The sequence below is a fragment of the Leptospira selangorensis genome (assembly GCF_004769405.1).
Classification (GTDB): Bacteria; Spirochaetota; Leptospiria; order Leptospirales; family Leptospiraceae; genus Leptospira_B; species Leptospira_B selangorensis.
The window spans coordinates 394,699-410,322 of sequence record NZ_RQES01000010.1 but is presented as its reverse complement, the minus strand read 5'-3'; the positions used below and the strand labels follow the sequence as shown (position 1 = coordinate 410,322).

Annotated in this window: 14 protein-coding genes; 10 read left to right on the top strand and 4 right to left on the bottom strand. The window is 40.5% G+C overall.

Annotated features, from left to right (window positions below; all coding sequences use genetic code 11):
- The first annotated feature begins 13 nt into the window (after positions 1–13).
- Positions 14–922 carry a M23 family metallopeptidase gene (locus EHO58_RS07585; protein WP_167483199.1) on the top strand — a complete coding sequence of 303 codons (909 nt, stop codon included), beginning with the start codon at positions 14–16 and terminating at the stop codon, positions 920–922.
- A 48-nt stretch (positions 923–970) separates the two neighbouring features.
- Positions 971–2,035, top strand: a complete 1,065-nt coding sequence (locus tag EHO58_RS07580; protein ID WP_135679527.1) for a histidine kinase dimerization/phosphoacceptor domain -containing protein — start codon at positions 971–973, stop codon at positions 2,033–2,035.
- Positions 2,036–2,067: 32 nt separating this feature from the next.
- Here EHO58_RS07580 and dnaE read toward each other — a convergent pair whose 3' ends face one another.
- On the bottom strand, positions 2,068–5,589 hold the full coding sequence (dnaE, locus tag EHO58_RS07575) for a DNA polymerase III subunit alpha (RefSeq protein WP_208728744.1): 3,522 nt from the start codon (positions 5,587–5,589) through the stop codon (positions 2,068–2,070).
- A 372-nt stretch (positions 5,590–5,961) separates the two neighbouring features.
- Between dnaE and EHO58_RS07570 the strand changes: the two genes are divergently transcribed.
- Positions 5,962–6,432 carry a GNAT family N-acetyltransferase gene (locus EHO58_RS07570; RefSeq protein WP_135628114.1) on the top strand — a complete coding sequence of 157 codons (471 nt, stop codon included), beginning with the start codon at positions 5,962–5,964 and terminating at the stop codon, positions 6,430–6,432.
- Positions 6,433–6,492: 60 nt separating this feature from the next.
- Here EHO58_RS07570 and gatB read toward each other — a convergent pair whose 3' ends face one another.
- Complete coding sequence (gatB, locus tag EHO58_RS07565; RefSeq protein ID WP_135679525.1) at positions 6,493–7,950, bottom strand: Asp-tRNA(Asn)/Glu-tRNA(Gln) amidotransferase subunit GatB; 1,458 nt, start codon at positions 7,948–7,950, stop codon at positions 6,493–6,495.
- A gap of 116 nt (positions 7,951–8,066) precedes the next feature.
- Here gatB and EHO58_RS07560 point away from each other — a divergent pair, with 116 nt between their 5' ends.
- The 4 genes from EHO58_RS07560 to EHO58_RS07545 are packed head-to-tail and all read left to right on the top strand — an operon-like array spanning position 8,067 to position 10,438.
- Positions 8,067–8,825, top strand: coding sequence for a ParA family protein (locus EHO58_RS07560; protein WP_135679524.1), 759 nt, complete (start codon positions 8,067–8,069; stop codon positions 8,823–8,825).
- A complete protein-coding gene (locus EHO58_RS07555; protein WP_135628117.1) occupies positions 8,815–9,465 on the top strand; it encodes a hypothetical protein in 651 nt (216 codons plus the stop codon). Before EHO58_RS07560 ends, EHO58_RS07555 begins: the two co-directional genes overlap by 11 nt.
- Positions 9,466–10,152, top strand: a complete 687-nt coding sequence (locus tag EHO58_RS07550) for a toxin-antitoxin system YwqK family antitoxin (RefSeq protein ID WP_135679523.1) — start codon at positions 9,466–9,468, stop codon at positions 10,150–10,152.
- A gap of 4 nt (positions 10,153–10,156) precedes the next feature.
- The gene (locus EHO58_RS07545) at positions 10,157–10,438 is read left to right on the top strand and encodes a hypothetical protein (protein ID WP_135679522.1); all 282 of its coding nucleotides are present in this window, start codon (positions 10,157–10,159) and stop codon (positions 10,436–10,438) included.
- Here the strand turns inward: EHO58_RS07545 and EHO58_RS07540 are convergent.
- Together EHO58_RS07540 and EHO58_RS07535 are read right to left on the bottom strand one after the other, a co-directional pair.
- Entirely contained in the window at positions 10,394–11,440 is a 1,047-nt protein-coding gene (locus EHO58_RS07540; RefSeq protein ID WP_135679521.1) for an LIC_10230 family protein, read from the bottom strand. The genes EHO58_RS07545 and EHO58_RS07540 overlap by 45 nt on opposite strands.
- 79 nt (positions 11,441–11,519) lie before the next feature.
- The gene (locus tag EHO58_RS07535; RefSeq protein ID WP_135679520.1) at positions 11,520–12,530 is read right to left on the bottom strand and encodes a hypothetical protein; all 1,011 of its coding nucleotides are present in this window, start codon (positions 12,528–12,530) and stop codon (positions 11,520–11,522) included.
- Positions 12,531–12,665: 135 nt separating this feature from the next.
- Here EHO58_RS07535 and EHO58_RS07530 point away from each other — a divergent pair, with 135 nt between their 5' ends.
- The 3 genes from EHO58_RS07530 to EHO58_RS07520 are packed head-to-tail and all read left to right on the top strand — an operon-like array spanning position 12,666 to position 15,564.
- The gene (locus EHO58_RS07530; protein ID WP_135628483.1) at positions 12,666–14,039 is read left to right on the top strand and encodes an ABC transporter permease; all 1,374 of its coding nucleotides are present in this window, start codon (positions 12,666–12,668) and stop codon (positions 14,037–14,039) included.
- Between the two features lies 1 nt (position 14,040).
- A complete protein-coding gene (locus EHO58_RS07525; protein ID WP_086447812.1) occupies positions 14,041–14,733 on the top strand; it encodes an ABC transporter ATP-binding protein in 693 nt (230 codons plus the stop codon).
- A gap of 6 nt (positions 14,734–14,739) precedes the next feature.
- Positions 14,740–15,564 carry an ATP--guanido phosphotransferase gene (locus EHO58_RS07520; RefSeq protein ID WP_208728733.1) on the top strand — a complete coding sequence of 275 codons (825 nt, stop codon included), beginning with the start codon at positions 14,740–14,742 and terminating at the stop codon, positions 15,562–15,564.
- Positions 15,565–15,624 lie beyond the last annotated feature (60 nt).

The following is a 15,624-nucleotide window of genomic DNA, read 5'->3' as shown; positions in this document are numbered from 1 at the left end:
GAGAGCCAACGATATGAGACGTAGTATATCCCTCGGAATTATCTTGGCCGCGTTCCATCTAAGCACCTTTGCGCAAAACGATAAAGTAATAAATTTTCTTTTCCCTGTGAAAACCGACGGAATCGAGAATAAGGTCACCTCAGTGTTTGGAGAATCCAGGGGGGACCATTTTCATAACGGAATGGACATTGCATCTACCGGAGAACCGGTTTTAGCGATGGCAGAGGGAAAGATCCTCTATTCACGGTTTGGCGAAGACGATCCTTTTGGAGAAGAATTCGGAACGGGGAATTCAGTTTGGCTGGATCACGGAAATGGGACGTATTCTTCCTATTACCATTTGAAAGACGGTCGCCTCCCAGGACTTTTAGAAGAACGTCTAGTCGCCGGTGGAGAAAAAATCGCATATACTGGAAATACAGGCCACTCCAGCGGAGCTCACCTCCATTTCGTCTTACTTAAAGATTTTGGAAAAACTATCCAAGATCCGATGAAGGTTTTGCCTATCGTAGAAGACGAAAATCCTCCTGTGATCGGGAATTTACTCATTCATCAGGATGAATATAAATACAGCCAGGTAAATGACGGAGACAATATCAATATTTCTAGAGCATTTCCGGTAACTGTCGGGATCCAAGACGCAGGAAAAAAATCGGGCCAGAGAAGAGGTGTTTCTCAGATCCAAGTTTCCTTGAACGGACAATTATTAAAGAAGGCTAGCTTCTCTAATCTACATTACGAAAAAGGAGAATGGAAAAACTCAGAAGGGTTCCCATTTTCAGATCTCTATTTTAAGGACCAATACTTGGTAGGTAATTTGGATTTTCGTAATGGAGAGAATGTGATCAAGGTATTGGCTTGGGATTTCCGTCAAAATCTTTCCGAAAAAACATTTACTTTCTACGTAAACCGTATCCGTTAATCGTCTTATAGATTATCCATCCGCTCTTTCGGAAAATAGGGTGCGCTTATGTTTGAGATCGTAGATATCCCAGGTTTACCTCGCAAAAAATTTCTTTTAGGTATCGCGATAGTAGTTGGCCTGATGTCCGCAGGGATCTTGGGCTTTGAACATTTAATCGGCAATCATACATTCAGGCCTGGATATACGGTTGCTGGGATCACTTCTATCCTTTGTTGTTTTTTATTATATAAGTCTAGATATAAAGAAGCTGTTTATCTTTCTTCCTTTTTGTTCGCTTTAGCTTTGGGACTAGGAGTTATTTATGGTCCCGGTGTTAAGAACGCTGCAGTTTGGTTTCCGGTTCTAGTTTTTTTCCAACTCTACTTTTTCAATCGTAAGATGGCAGTCCTGGCAATGTTCTATTGTTTGGGCCTCATTTTTTGGAAAATAGGAATTCCAATTGGATCTAGTGGCAGTGAGATCTATACGGATTCAATTGCCTCTCTCTGTTTTCTAACGTTATTCGCTGTTTTGATTGGTGCGAATATGGACAAACTGATTCTGGATAAAGATGTTCTTTTGAAAGAACTTTCTCATAGGGTCAGAAATAATATGCAAGTCATCTTGGAGATGGTTTCTTTTCTGAAAGATTCCGAAAATTCCATGGAGACTAGAAATGTTTTGCAAATTTTAGAAAGAAGGATATTGGCCCTTGCTTCTGTCCATACTGTCTCCCAAGATGCGGAACATGTACAAAGTGTTTCTATTGGAGAAGTGATAGAAAATTATCTGAATCGTATTGTTTCCAAATACAAAGCACTTCCGAATTTGGATCCGATCGCAAAACATTATCAACTGGATGTGAAAGAAGCGAACCTTCTTCTTTTGGTTTTGGGAGAAATAGTTTCCGCAACTTCCGAATCTGTTACGAATCATGTGGAAGATCTAAAGATCAGTTTTAGGAATCCTACGGTAAAAACTTTGGAACTTCAAGTAGAGGGTGCAAGTTTGGTGGAAGGGGATTGGAGTCGCTTTTCTAGGGATCTACTCAGCCATTCCGGCGGAGATCTAAAAGTAGATCCGAGCGGTAGCGGAAAGGTTTCCGCTAGTTTGGTAACTTTGAAAAGATAAACTTTACGTTCTGTTTTTAGAAGCCGGAAGATTTAGATCTTAACCGCTTGTTTGGTTCCGTTTGTTCCGTAGAGTCTTACATTGTCTCCGAAACTTTCGAAAACCGTATCTTCTCCGAGTAATGTAACCAATCGATTCATCAGTTCTGGATTCGGTTGTACGGAGTAATGATTATGAGCGCGGATCACCTTCTTCTCTTCGTCACCTGAGATTAAATGGAAATATACTTGGGAATTTCCTTGGTACGCAGCAAGTAAAGTATGCAGTTGGCCGATGATATCCGGCATTTTTCTATGTCGGTCCCCAAGTTTGATATGAAGTGCCTTTTCCATTTTGTCTTCGATGGTGGCGTCGTTCAAGATCTCGAAACTGTTTACTTTGATCTGTCCTCTGAGTTCGGATTCTCCCGCTTCTATCCTATCCAGATCTCCTTTTAGGAATACTGCTTGGTCTTCTTTGATAATTTCTTTGAACTTTTGATACACTTTAGGGAAGGCCACACATTCTATTTCTCCTGTGCGATCTTCCAGTTTGAAGTTTACGAACTCTTCTTTTTTCTTGGTGAACTTGATCTTTAAGGAAGTAAGGATTCCGGCTACTTCTACCTTATTGCCTGCTTTAATATTATCTAATGTCTCGATAGGAACCGAGTTTAAACTTTTTAAGTGGCCTTTATATTTATCTAATGGATGGCCGGAAAGGAAAAGACCTGTGACAGACTTTTCTCTTCTGAGTCTGTCTTCCATCTCCCATTCGTCTGCATCTTTAGGAAGTTTTAATTCGTAGCTGAGTCCACTATCTCCGAAAAGTGAGAATTGGCCTTCTCTTGATCTTTCTTGTTCTTTTTGTGCGAAAGAAACTAAACTATCCATGGACTCGAATAAACATTTTCGAGTGTATCCGAAAGAATCTAAAGCACCACCTTGGACCAATGCTTCCAAGATTTTTTTGTTCAATACCCGAGTGTCTATATTTGTCATGAACTCGGTGATTTCTTTAAAACCTCCGAGGTTCTTTCTGGCTTGGATAATATTTTCTGCCGCGCCTTCTCCCACACCTTTCATTGCGGAGATACCGAATCGAATTGTTTGGTCATCGATTACGGAGAAGGATACATCGGACTCGTTTACATCGGGAGTCAAAACATTGATCCCCATTTCACGAGCGTTATTGATATATTTTGTAATATCAGTAGTTTTAGAATGATCTCCTGCAAGTAATGCTGCCATATACTCTGTTGGGTAATTGGCCTTCATATAGGCAGTTTGGTAGGTGACTAACGCATAAGCTACGGAGTGGGATTTGTTAAATCCGTATCCTCCGAATTTTTCCAACTGATCGAATAATTCTTCCGCGAATTTTTTTGCATGCCCTTGTGCTTGGGCACCATCGATGAACTTGACCCGCAGAGGATCCATTAGTTCTTTTTTCTTCTTGGCCATAGCTTTTCGGAGCATATCCGATTCGCCCATGGTGTATCCGCCCACAACACGGGAGATACTCATCACCTGCTCTTGGTAAACAGTGAGTCCGAAAGTTTCCTTTAAGATAGATTCGGTAGAAGAATGCGGATAAGTAACGGGCTTTTTACCACTCTTACGTTCCAAATATTCCTCTAACATTCCTGATTCCATTGGGCCAGGACGGTAGAGTGCGATTAAGGCTACGATCTCATCAAAGTTGGAGACCTGGCTTCGGGCCACGAGATCGGTGATACCGGTGGATTCTAACTGGAAGATCCCAAGTGTATTCGCTTTTCTTAATAATGCGTAAGTGTTTGCGTTATCCAGAGGAATTTTATCTAAATCTAATTCGATTCCTCTTCTTTCTCTTACAAGTTTGATCGCATAATTCAGGGTCGTTAAGTTTTTAAGACCCAAGATATCCATCTTGATAAGACCGACGGATTCCAAATTGTTTTTTTCGTATTGAGTTACGATAGAACGAACGCCTGGCTTATCCTTCTCCGCAACTGTAGAGAGTGGAACCACTTCTTCCAAAGGAAAAGGAGAAATAACTACACCGGCAGCGTGGCGACCCGGTTGCCTATGATTTCCTTCTAAACGTTTTGCGATCGCGAATATCTTTTTGTTTAAGTCGTCTTTTTCACTAGCTTGTTTTAAGTCCCCGGACATGGCCAGAGCTTCGTCGATTGTGATACCCGGTTTACTTGGACAATAACTTGTAAGTTTATTAGATTCTTCGAATGGAAGATTCATCACTCGTGCAACGTCTTTGAGAGCGGCTTTTGCACCTAAAGATCCGAATGTGATGATCTGACCGACTCTATCTTCTCCATACTTTTGGCGGATATAATTGATTACTTCTTCTCGGCGTTCCACGCAGAAGTCTGTATCTATATCCGGCATGTCCTTTCTGTCCGGATTCAAAAATCTTTCGAAGAGCAGATTGAACTGCAAAGGTTCTACGTTTGTAATTCCAAGTGCATAAGCTACGATGGAACCGGCCGCGGATCCTCTTCCTGGACCTACTGGTATCCCGGTTTTTTTAGCGAAGTTAATATAATCCTGAACGATCAAGAAGTAACCTGCGAAGTGCATGCTCTTGATCGTGTTTAGCTCGAATTCTACCCTTTCTTTGATCTCGGAAGTAACCTGAGAATAACGCTGCTGAATCCCTTCCCAAACCAGTTTTTCCATAAAACCGTATTCATCGAAACCATCCGGAACGGTGAATTCAGGTAGAAGATAATTTCCGAATTTTAATTTCAGATCTACTTTATCACGAACTTCTAATGTAGAATAGTATGCTTGAGGAAGTTCGGGGAATAATGCCTTCATTTCTGCGGGACTTTTTACGTAGAAGTGCTGGTTGAATCCAAACTCCATCTCGTCTTCGATGTTTTTTCTCATTCCGATACGAAGAAGAATGTCTTGGGCTTCTTTATCGTCTTTTTTTAAGAAGTGAGAATCGTTCGTGACTACTAATTTAATACCAGTCTTTTGAGCGAGATCATATACACCTTTTGCAACGATATCTTGTTCAGGGATTCCGTGGTTTTGGATCTCTAAATAGAAGTCTTCTTTATTAAAAATTTCGTTTAGTTTGCCTGCAAGTTGGAAGGATTCAGGAGCCTTACCTTCTAAAATTTTGCGGTTCACTTCGCCTGCGAGACAGGCAGTAAGACAGACTAGACCGTCGCTATGTCTATCTAAAAGATCGTAATCGATCCTTGCTTTCTTATAAAAACCTTCGGTATAGGATTTACTCGCGAGCTTTATTAGGTTTTTATAACCTACTTCGTTTTTAGCTAGAAGAATTAGATGGTATGCGTTTCCGTCGGCGATCTTAAATTCTTCCGTTTCCGCTTTTCTGTTCGGAGAAACGTAAAATTCGCAGCCTATGATTGGTTTTACTCCGGCTTTGGTCGCCTCGTTGTAAAATTCGATGGCACCGAACATGTTTCCATGGTCCGTCATTGCCACAGAGCTCATACCGAGCTCCTTAACATGCTGCATTAGCTCTTTGATGCGGATCGCCCCGTCGAGCATAGAGTAGGTTGTGTGGAGATGAAGGTGGGCGAAGTCTTCCATACCAAGGGACATAATAGAAAGCGGGTCCTGTCTCCGTCAAGCGGAGTAGCCGGAAATCTCAAAAACCGGTTCTGGATTTCCGTATCGAAATGCCAGAATTTCCCGAAGGCTTTCCTTGAGAATCATAATGGGAAAAAATAATAAAATCTACTCTTTCTAAAACGCTTCTCTAGGCCAATCCACCGAAGTCTAACCCGACTTCTTCAAAAGGGCTCTTGTAATGATTTTTGCTACTTATGGATCTGAAAATATTTCAAAAATAAGAGAAAGCGAATGAAAGATTTCGAAATCTGCAAACTAGAATGTATAATTTAAGAATTCGAAATAGACTTTTAAACCTAGAAAAGATTTTTATCCTCATCGAAAACAAATATGCAAAAAGAAAATTCAACCAACGTAAGAATTGCCACCCGTTCCGATCTAGAAGAACTTTCGGAGTTATTCGACCTTTACAGAAAGTTTTATGAATTACCTTCCGATCTTACAGGAACTAAAAAGTTTTTAGAAGATAGGCTCTTGCATAAAGATTCGGTTTTGATCGTCGCAGAAGACGGAGGAAGATTGCTCGGTTTCGCACAACTTTACCCGACCTTCTCTTCCCTATCCATGAAAAGGGATTATATACTCAACGATCTGTATATTAGAGAAACAGAACGTAGGAAAGGGACGGCTAAAAAAATCTTGAGTGGAGCCGCGAATCATGTGATTGAACATGGCGGAAAGGGAATGGGATTGGAAACTCATCCGGACAATCGCCACGCTAGACATTTATATGAACGTTTTGGATTTAAATTGAATGAGGAATATCTGCACTATTACTGGGTGGCACCGAAGGAGAAATAAATTCTCCTTAAGTAGATAGATGGCCTGATAGTTTTTCCTATCAGGCTCGCTTTCTAAAAATTAACCCTTAGGAGGTAAGGGGCCTAATTTATCCAGTAACATCTGGTTCACTAAATTCGGATCCGCTTTTCCTTTGGAAACCTTCATCACGTAACCGACTATCGCACCTAGGGCTCTGTCCTTACCGGATTTGTATTTTTGGACAGCGTCTTCGTTTGCAGCGATCGCTTCGTCTACGATCCTTTCGATCTCTTTATCGTCTCGAACAACGATCAGATTTTTTTCGGTTACGATTGTTTCCGGATCTTTGTCTGTTCCGAGCATTTCTTCGAAGACGGTTTTACCGATTTTACCTGAAATTTTTCCGTCAGCGATCAGTTTTACTAAGCCGCCTATTCTTTCCGGGCTTACTTTGAATTCGGAGATGGTAATACTTTCTTTATTAACAATTCCTAATACTTCGTCTTTTACCCAGTTGGAGGTTTTTTTCGCGTCCCCGGAAACTTTAAGAGCGCTTTCGTAATAGTCTGCGATCTCTCTTTCTGCGGTTAGAACTTCCGCATCGTATTTAGGAAGTCCCAGTTTTTCCACGAATCTGTCCCTTCTTGCATCGGGAAGTTCCGGAAGAGATTTGCGGATATCTTCGACAGTTTCTTTTGTAAGAATTACGGGAGGAAGATCCGGATCAGGGAAATATCTATAGTCATGGCTCATCTCTTTGGTTCTCATTGTGAGAGTTACGTTAGATGCCGAGTCCCAAAGTTTAGTCTGTTGAGGGAAAGTTTTTCCCTGAGTGTACATATCTCTTTGCCATTCTACTTCGTAATCGATGGCAGCTTTTACTGCTTTGAATGAGTTTAGGTTTTTAATCTCTACTCTTGTTCCGAATTTGTCAGAACCTTTAGGACGAATGGAAACGTTCGCGTCACAACGAAGTGAACCTTCTTCCATATTACAATCGGAAACCCTAATATATCTAAGAACTGATTTGAGAGCTAAAAGATAATAATATGCCTCGTCGGAAGAACGCATGTCAGGCTCGGAAACGATCTCTATCAAAGGAGTTCCTGCGCGGTTCAAGTCTACATAAGACTGAGGAATTTTAGGATCTGCGGAGTGTATTAATTTTCCGGCATCTTCTTCTATATGAATGCGTGTGAGGTTTACGAATCTAGGTTTCTCTTCTCCCTTAACCGTAAAATAGATTTTTCCACCTTCGCAGATTGGTCTATCGAACTGTGAAATTTGGTAACCTTTTGGAAGATCAGGGTAAAAATAATTCTTTCTATCGAACTTAGTATGAAGAGTGATATTGGAACCGAATGCAAGACCGGCCATAATCGCCTTGGTCAAAGCTTCTTCGTTTAAGACGGGTAATGAACCGGGAAGTCCCAAACAAACGGAGGAAACTTGGGAATTAGGAGCGGCTCCGAACTTGGAAGGGCTATCGGAGAAAACTTTGGAATCCGTGTTTAATTGAGCATGCACTTCCAAACCGATGATTACTTCGTATTCCATTAGGGCTCCCTTGCCTCAGTTTCCGGAAGAACAGGAAATTTTTCCTTATTCTTGAAATTTTAGAGGCCTATGTAGTTATTCTTCTAAGAGGACCAGTACCGGCAACGGATTTTTGAATGAAACAAACTCTTTGTATAGCCAATCAAAAAGGGGGAGTGGGCAAAACCACTACTTCCGTCCATCTTGCTGTCGGCCTTGCCAGAAAGGGAGAAAGGGTTTTGCTCATAGACCTGGATGCCCAAAGTAATGCGAGTTCAGTATTTACGGAACCTTCTACCAAAAATGGTAAGGACTCTTTTTTACTTTTTAGCGAGAAGGTCCCAATTCGTGAACTAATCACTCCGACCAGGATTTCCGGTTTGAGTTTGCTTCCTGCTTCTTCTAAACTTTCTCAAATTGATGTTTTACTTTCCGGGAAGATGGACGGATTTTTTGTTCTGAAAGAGGCCCTGGATACTGTCGCAAATGATTTTGATTGGGTTGTGATCGATTGTCCTCCTAGTCTTTCTTTGATCACCATGAATGCGTTTGTCGCTGCAACTGGACTTATTGTTCCATTGCAAATCTCTAAGTTTTCTTTGGATGGAATAGAAGCGATTTTAGAAGCCAAAAATCATACAGTAAAAAGGTTTAATCCTGATCTGAAAATTTTGGGGGCATTATTGACCTTATTCCAACAAAGGACCACGATGTCTCAAACGGTGGTTCCGATGATCGAAGAACATCTTCGTCTATTCGAATCTAAAATTCCTCCTTCCGTTGCGGTAGAAGAGGCACATCTTTTGAATCAATCCTTGTACGAGTACCAACCTAAAAATAAAACGACCAAGGCTTATCAGCAATTCACAGACGAGGTCTATTCTTTTGGCGGGTAAAAAGGACTTATTAAAAAAAGCGGCAGGCGCAGCCGTCAAAAAAACATTAGGGGGAGAAGTTTCTAAGGAAGAAGCCCCTAAGGCGGCAGCTCCCGAACAAGATCCTAAACCTGCCGTTTCAGAACCGCCCGAAAGCCGGGAAAAACAATTGCCCAAAAAAGAGCCCATTTTCAAGCTAAACAACGGTATGAGGATAGAAGAATACACACAAACGGGACTCCGTGATTCTAACGGAAATAAAAAATGGATCCGCATTCTCGGTGTCTTCTTGGTATTGATCTTTGTTTGGTGGATCTGGCCTTCTAAACATGAGATCTATATGGACGTGGATAAGATGACTCCGGACAAAGTTTCCGGAATGGGTTCGGAAAAAGAATACCACTTCACTCACGGACAGGACTTTTTCATTTATTATAAAAGAGGCGGTTGGTTCTCCCCTGATAAGATCAAACTTACGATCTATAAAGTGGATGAGTCCAAGGAAGAGATCAGCGTTCAAGAAAAAGAATTCAAACGCAGATTTGATAAATTCCAAACCTATTATGATGATTCTTTCTTCGATGACGAAGGTTCTTACGAGGCAGAGATCAAAGACGAGAATGGAGAAATTCTCGTGTCTAAAAAGTTCACCATCAACTAGATGAAATTTTCAAAATTTATAATATTCTTCGTTTGTTCCTTTTTGTTCTTTTGTGAATCTGCAGAAAGACCCCAAGGTTTGCCTGCAGGTGCAAAATATGATAAAAATATGAACGCATATATTCTGAACGAGCCGGGTCTCGCCAGAATATATTATGATAATGGAAAGTTGTATTTCGAATGTCCTTTAGATGAGAATAAAGCTTATCATGGACTATGCAAATCCTATCTCAGATCTGAAGATGGCCTCGCTTCTCAGGGAAAGTATGAACACGGTTCCAAGATCGGAGACTGGGTCTGGTATTTTGCGGACGGCAAACCTTATATCAAACAAAAATTCGGAAGTCAGGTCAAAGATGAATTCGCTCAATTTAACGGGGACGAAGGAAACGAAGAAGGTCCGTACGAGAGATATTATCCTGAAGGTTCTCTGGAAGTAAAAGGTAATTATAAAAACGGACAAAAGTCCGATTTCTGGCAAAAATACTTCAAAGACGGAGAATTGGAATATTCAGGTTATTATTCCAAGGGTAAAAAAATACGCACTTGGTTCTATTATTTCCCGAACAGACAAACTGAATCTGTCGAAGTTTTTGATGAGAATGGTAACTTCTTATCTAGAACTATCTTTTCCCCTAACGGAAAAGTCCTTTGCGAAGTTCAGAAAAACGAATCTCGCTGCGGATAATTTAATGGATCCTAGGCATCTCAAACTGGAGAAGTTTGCGGCCTACGGATTTTTTATCATCACAATCTACTTAAGTGTTTATCTCACGCTCAATCATTATGCGGGCGAAGGTTTTATACTTTCCTTGGCTATAACCCATCTAGGTATATTTATCGCGTTCAGAAGAGTATTAGACAGATTAAGCTATTTCGGTTTAGCTTTTTCTCATATTGTTCTTTGTTATTGGTTAGGAAAGAACGCTTTAGAGATTTTGTCTACTATCGATGGATGGAAACAGGGATTCTAAGATCCCGAAGTTGATCGTAAGTAGATTAAATAAGAAAAGAATAAATACAATCACCAAAATCAGGACTAGCAAGATCATCAAAGCAATCCTGATAAATCTGACCTGCAGATAACTGATCCCCAAAGCCAAATTTTGGTAAGTGCTTAGCTCGGGACTTTTTCCGAATTTAAGATAATTTCTGATATAAAATGCAGAAACAGCAATTACCGCACCTGCTATTAAGATCCCAAAAGGTTCGGAATAATTTTTTTGGAGCACAAATAGCGGAATATAAACTATATTTCCGATCAATGTTCCCAATGCTACAATTCCTAAAAAATGGAGAAGTGCAGTAGCAAAAGAATTATTCCGGTTACTTTCGGATCTAAATTCTGATTCATCTTCTCTTAGATTTTTAAGAGAATGAAAACGATCCGCATCATCTTTAGAGAAAAGTTTTCCTATTGTGATCATCAGATATACCATACCTATAATCCAAGCAAATGCTAAGAATAGAGAAGGTATTACCCAAAAAAGATCTTCCGCTCTTCCGGAACTTGCGCCTGCCAAAGCGATATTCGGCATACTGAAAAGTCCGTGAATAAAACCGAAAAAGTACAGGATCCTATTTAAGAACGCGTAAAAGAATGCTCTGAAATAAAGAGAAAGAAAAGAAGTTAGAGAAAGAACTGCTAAAAATACGTAAAAGAAGATCTGCAATCTTTGTCCGAGCAGAACTCTTCCTAATCTATTTTTGATCTCTTCCGGTTGGGAATCATTCGGAAGACTTGGATCTTCTATCTCTTTTAAGATATTTTCAGTAAGAAACATTTGGGAAATCGCCCCACCCTGAAAATAAAACCCGGAGATCGGTTCTCTTGCAGTTCCATCTAACAAAGCTTCCATAGTAGAAGTGTCGTTTGTGTTCAGAAACGTAGGTTGTAGGAAAAGTTGAAATCCGCTGACCAATAGAAGAACGAAAGGGATAATGTAAGTGATGGTCAATTTAATGCGAGATTTCATATCGTAATCCGTCTATAGGGCTATGATTTTACTAAGCTGGATTCTCTCCATCCAAAAAGTTATGAGAGAAAGACCTGATTTAAAGTAAGAATACAAAAATCGCGATCATTCCAATTCCTACAACTCCCAAAGCAATGAGCACAGTCAGAAGTAGACTGGATTCTCCCGCTTCTAAAGAAGCGTTGGAAGCTGTAGATGTGTTTGAACCGCTAGATTTAGAAACCGGCTTTTCCCCGGTGTAAAGACGTACTTTGATGGAATTTTCCTCTTCGTAAATTTTACCAAAGACATCATTGCCGATTTTGACAATGGTTTCGTTCTCCACACCTTTGTTTTCAGTGGCGACAACCGTTGCTGGAATAGGTTTAATACTTCCGTCTTCCGTTTTGAGTTTCATAGAATCTATGATCCCCATTGTAGTAGGATCACTTCCGGTGAGTTGTACTACAATTTGATCACCAGGTTTGAGTTGGTTGACCGGAATTCCGGAAACAGGAGAAAGAATAAATTTGAACTGAACTCTTGCCGCAGTTGGTGGAATGGAAGCATCTATCCCAGTGGGAACTCCAATAGGAATTATAGGAGCTTCGTCCGGTGCGGAATCTTCTTGTGCTTCTTCGGAATCCAAAGACTCAAAGGAAGATTTTCCCGAACCTGCCTCATCAATCTTATCACGATCAATCAAAGAATACCAAAGACTGATATCAGGCTTGGAATTTCCCATCGCTTGGTTTTGGATCTGGTTGACCAGATATTTGATTTTATCGTCTTCACGTTTATTGATATAATGAATGAGCTGCTCCATAAAATCGTCGGAGCGTCCGCTGTTTGAGAATAATTCCTGAAGTTTATTGGTAAGGTTTTTAAGTTGTTTACCTTCGTATTTGATCTTTTGGCAGACATTGGTGATATCTTTGAAGGTGGTTCCGGATAACGGAATATTGATCAACTCGCTATTTCCTACGGCAACTACTTCGAATCTATCGATCCGACTGGAAACCGGATCTACGATTCCCCCAAATAGGATGTAAAGAGAGGAAGCCCCGTCCCTAGACTGAAATAATAAGGAATATACTTGTTCGGATGGCATAAAATTTCGAATGAAACACCGATACTACTATGAGGCCAAATCGGTATCGACTTTTTTTTGACATCCTGCATCGGAATCTGATAATTGTCAAACTAAGGAAATTTGCGGATTTGTTTAATTTCAACCGCCCAACTGATGAATTTCTTCTTTCATAGATCCCCCCTAATCCTACTTCTCACCTCCCGCTATATTCGAGGATCCAGAGTCACCGGATTGCTTTCGATCAAGTCCAGGATTTCGTTTATCGTTATGGCTGTCGGAGTTGCCCTTCTAATCGTAGTACTTTCTATCTTTAACGGATTCCAAAGGCAACTTAAGGAATCCTTGTGGCAGGGTGGGGAACATATTACAATTGAAAGCAGTTCCAATGGCGGAGAGATCCGAGATTACCAAAAGATCATCAAATATATACAAAACGATCCTGATCTAAAAGACAGGATTATCTCTGTCGAAGGTGGTATCCAAAGCCACGGACTTATACAAAGATATAACGTATTTTATCCGGTTCTCATCAAGGCAGTCGCTGTTCCAAGCGTGGATGAATTGATAGAACATAAACTTCATAATTTTCCTAGAATAGTTCATTATGATCGAGAAGAGTTGGGTCATCTGAACCGTGAAAGTTATATCATTCTTGGAAAAGAGATGGAAGACCTTTATAATTTCAGTCTGGGTAAACAGCTTACTTTAGCGGTTCCTGGAGGAAGGTTCTCTCTCGGAAAAGGTGTCGAGGTAAGCGTTCAAAATTTCAGGGTATCGGGATTTTTTAAAACGGGGAATTATAAGTTCGATTCCAGTTTTGTTTATATGTCCTTACCCGTTGCTCAGAAATTTTTCAAAATGAAAGATTCCGTAAATCAGATCACGATCAAAGCAAAATCTTTGGATGATCTTGCGATCAGCAAACGTAAGCTGTATAGATTATTCAATAGTTTAGAGTTTGAACAAGAAATAGACGCGGCTTCTTCTTTATCCGTTAGAACGATTGCAGAAGAGCAAGAAAATCTTTTAGCAGCACTGCAATTAGAAAAGACGATCATATCTATTATTGTTTTCTTATTTATTATTTTGGCAGCACTTGGAATGGTCGCTTCCGTATATTCTCTAGTAAGAGCAAAACGTAAGTCTATCGGAGTATTAAAAGCTCTTGGACTTCCTGCTTCCGATATTCTTCTCATCTTTACATTAAACGCGATGCTTGTAGGGATCTTAGCTTCTTTGACTGGTGGAGTCGGAGGGGTATTCTTAGCAAACTCACTCGACACTATTATAGGCTACATCGAAGAGATCATCAATCTTTTGGGACCTTCTTTCACCGGTTCAGATTGGACGCCTGTGGAGTTAGTTCCGAAACGAATTTATTATTTTGATAAACTGCCAGTGGATATCAATATACCTTTTATTTTTATGGTAACTACCGCAGCTACGATACTTTCCGGGATTGCAGGATATTTCCCAGCAAGATGGGCAGCAAGTTTGAATCCTGTCGATACCATAAGGAACGACTAACGTGAGCATTATTAAGATCAGAAATCTGGTTAAAAAGTATCATATCCTAGAAAAGGAATTTTCCGTACTAGATGGATTGGATATGGATGTGGAAGAAGGTGAAATTTTTTCCATCGAAGGAAAATCCGGGATCGGAAAATCCACTCTTCTCAATATTTTAGGTGCGATGGATAGTTTCGATTCCGGCGAGATCGAAATTTGCGGAATCAATCTAAACAATTTGGATGAGAAAGGAAAAGAAAGTTTCCGCGCGGAAAAAATCGCATTTATCTTCCAGCACCATCTTCTTCTTCCGGATTTTTCCGCTCTGGAGAATGTGAGCATTCCACTTTTGATCAAAGGTTATTCTACTTTTAAAGCGGAGAAGGAAGCAATCTCCATGCTGGAGAAAGTTGGACTGAAAGAAAGGATACATTCTCATCCTTCTCAACTATCCGGAGGAGAAAGCGCAAGAGTAGGTGTGGCAAGAGCTTTGGTAGCCGGGAAAAAACTCATACTTGCGGATGAACCAACAGGGAACCTGGACAGAGAAAATTCCAGAAATCTAATGAACCTGATCCAAGAACTACAAAAAGATCTAAAATTCAGTCTAATACTAGTGACCCACGATATGGAACTGGCTGCGCTTGCTCATAAAAGAAACCAGATTTTCCAAGGAAAACTCAAACCCGCAGTGGTCCCACAAACGGTATAAACAATTATGGATGGCTGTATTTATTGCGGCTTATCCCTTCTCGACTGGAAAAATCGGGGAAAGATAGGATGCGCTCATTGCATCCAATTTTTGGGCGAAGAATATACCAAATTTATTCCGATCCAAGCGCCTTCCGACTGGGAACCTCCTTCGAATTTTCCTGCGATTGATACTTGGGAAAAATTCAAAAAAACAAATTGGGAAGAAGGTTTGTCCTATTTAGATTCTCACCGTTTGCCGTTCACCTATAGGTTCCGCATTGCTAGAAATCCGAAAAATTCCACCTATGCCAAACGGACAGAGAAGACGGACCAGTTCCTAAATTCGTTTTTAGAAGAGAATGATTCCCAGGCCGAAGATCTAAATTCTGGAAAAAAAAATCCGATCCTAGAATTAAAGCAAAGAATTCCCTGGAATTCAGGGACATTGGTAATGGGAGACGAGGATCATATTCGTTGGGAATATGTGACTGATTCCCTACTTGAGTTAAACTCTGTCCTAAAATCCGATTTTTTGACAAAATTCGAGGCGGAAGATAAGTTTGATTTTCAAAAAGGGATCGGATTCATCAATTCCTGTCCTACCAATTCCGGTTTTGGAGACAAACTTTCTGTTTCTATTCCGGCGAGACTTGCGGACTCGGGAGAGTTAAGGGATTTCAGGCTGCCTACAGACTGGGGCTTCTATCGGGAAGAATTGAAGGGCAGATTGGTCTTTTTCCGAAAAAATTTCGGCCCAAATAGAAAAAATTCCTTTTTCAATTTGGTTTCGTATTTAGCCTTACTGGTAATAAGCGGAAAAGAAGGGACAAAAGCCTCATTTGCCCCGTAATCCTTTTTGGTTAACTAGTCCGATATATTCTTTAAGGGAGATTCCGGCTCCCAGTTGGAA

Coding starts and splice junctions, on each gene's coding strand:
- EHO58_RS07585 (WP_167483199.1), top strand. CDS start 14: ATGAGACGTAGTATATCCCTCGGAATTATCTTGGCCGCGTTCCATCTA.
- EHO58_RS07580 (WP_135679527.1), top strand. CDS start 971: ATGTTTGAGATCGTAGATATCCCAGGTTTACCTCGCAAAAAATTTCTT.
- dnaE (WP_208728744.1), bottom strand. CDS start 5,589: ATGGAAGACTTCGCCCACCTTCATCTCCACACAACCTACTCTATGCTC.
- EHO58_RS07570 (WP_135628114.1), top strand. CDS start 5,962: ATGCAAAAAGAAAATTCAACCAACGTAAGAATTGCCACCCGTTCCGAT.
- gatB (WP_135679525.1), bottom strand. CDS start 7,950: ATGGAATACGAAGTAATCATCGGTTTGGAAGTGCATGCTCAATTAAAC.
- EHO58_RS07560 (WP_135679524.1), top strand. CDS start 8,067: ATGAAACAAACTCTTTGTATAGCCAATCAAAAAGGGGGAGTGGGCAAA.
- EHO58_RS07550 (WP_135679523.1), top strand. CDS start 9,466: ATGAAATTTTCAAAATTTATAATATTCTTCGTTTGTTCCTTTTTGTTC.
- EHO58_RS07545 (WP_135679522.1), top strand. CDS start 10,157: ATGGATCCTAGGCATCTCAAACTGGAGAAGTTTGCGGCCTACGGATTT.
- EHO58_RS07540 (WP_135679521.1), bottom strand. CDS start 11,440: ATGAAATCTCGCATTAAATTGACCATCACTTACATTATCCCTTTCGTT.
- EHO58_RS07535 (WP_135679520.1), bottom strand. CDS start 12,530: ATGCCATCCGAACAAGTATATTCCTTATTATTTCAGTCTAGGGACGGG.
- EHO58_RS07530 (WP_135628483.1), top strand. CDS start 12,666: ATGAATTTCTTCTTTCATAGATCCCCCCTAATCCTACTTCTCACCTCC.
- EHO58_RS07520 (WP_208728733.1), top strand. CDS start 14,740: ATGGATGGCTGTATTTATTGCGGCTTATCCCTTCTCGACTGGAAAAAT.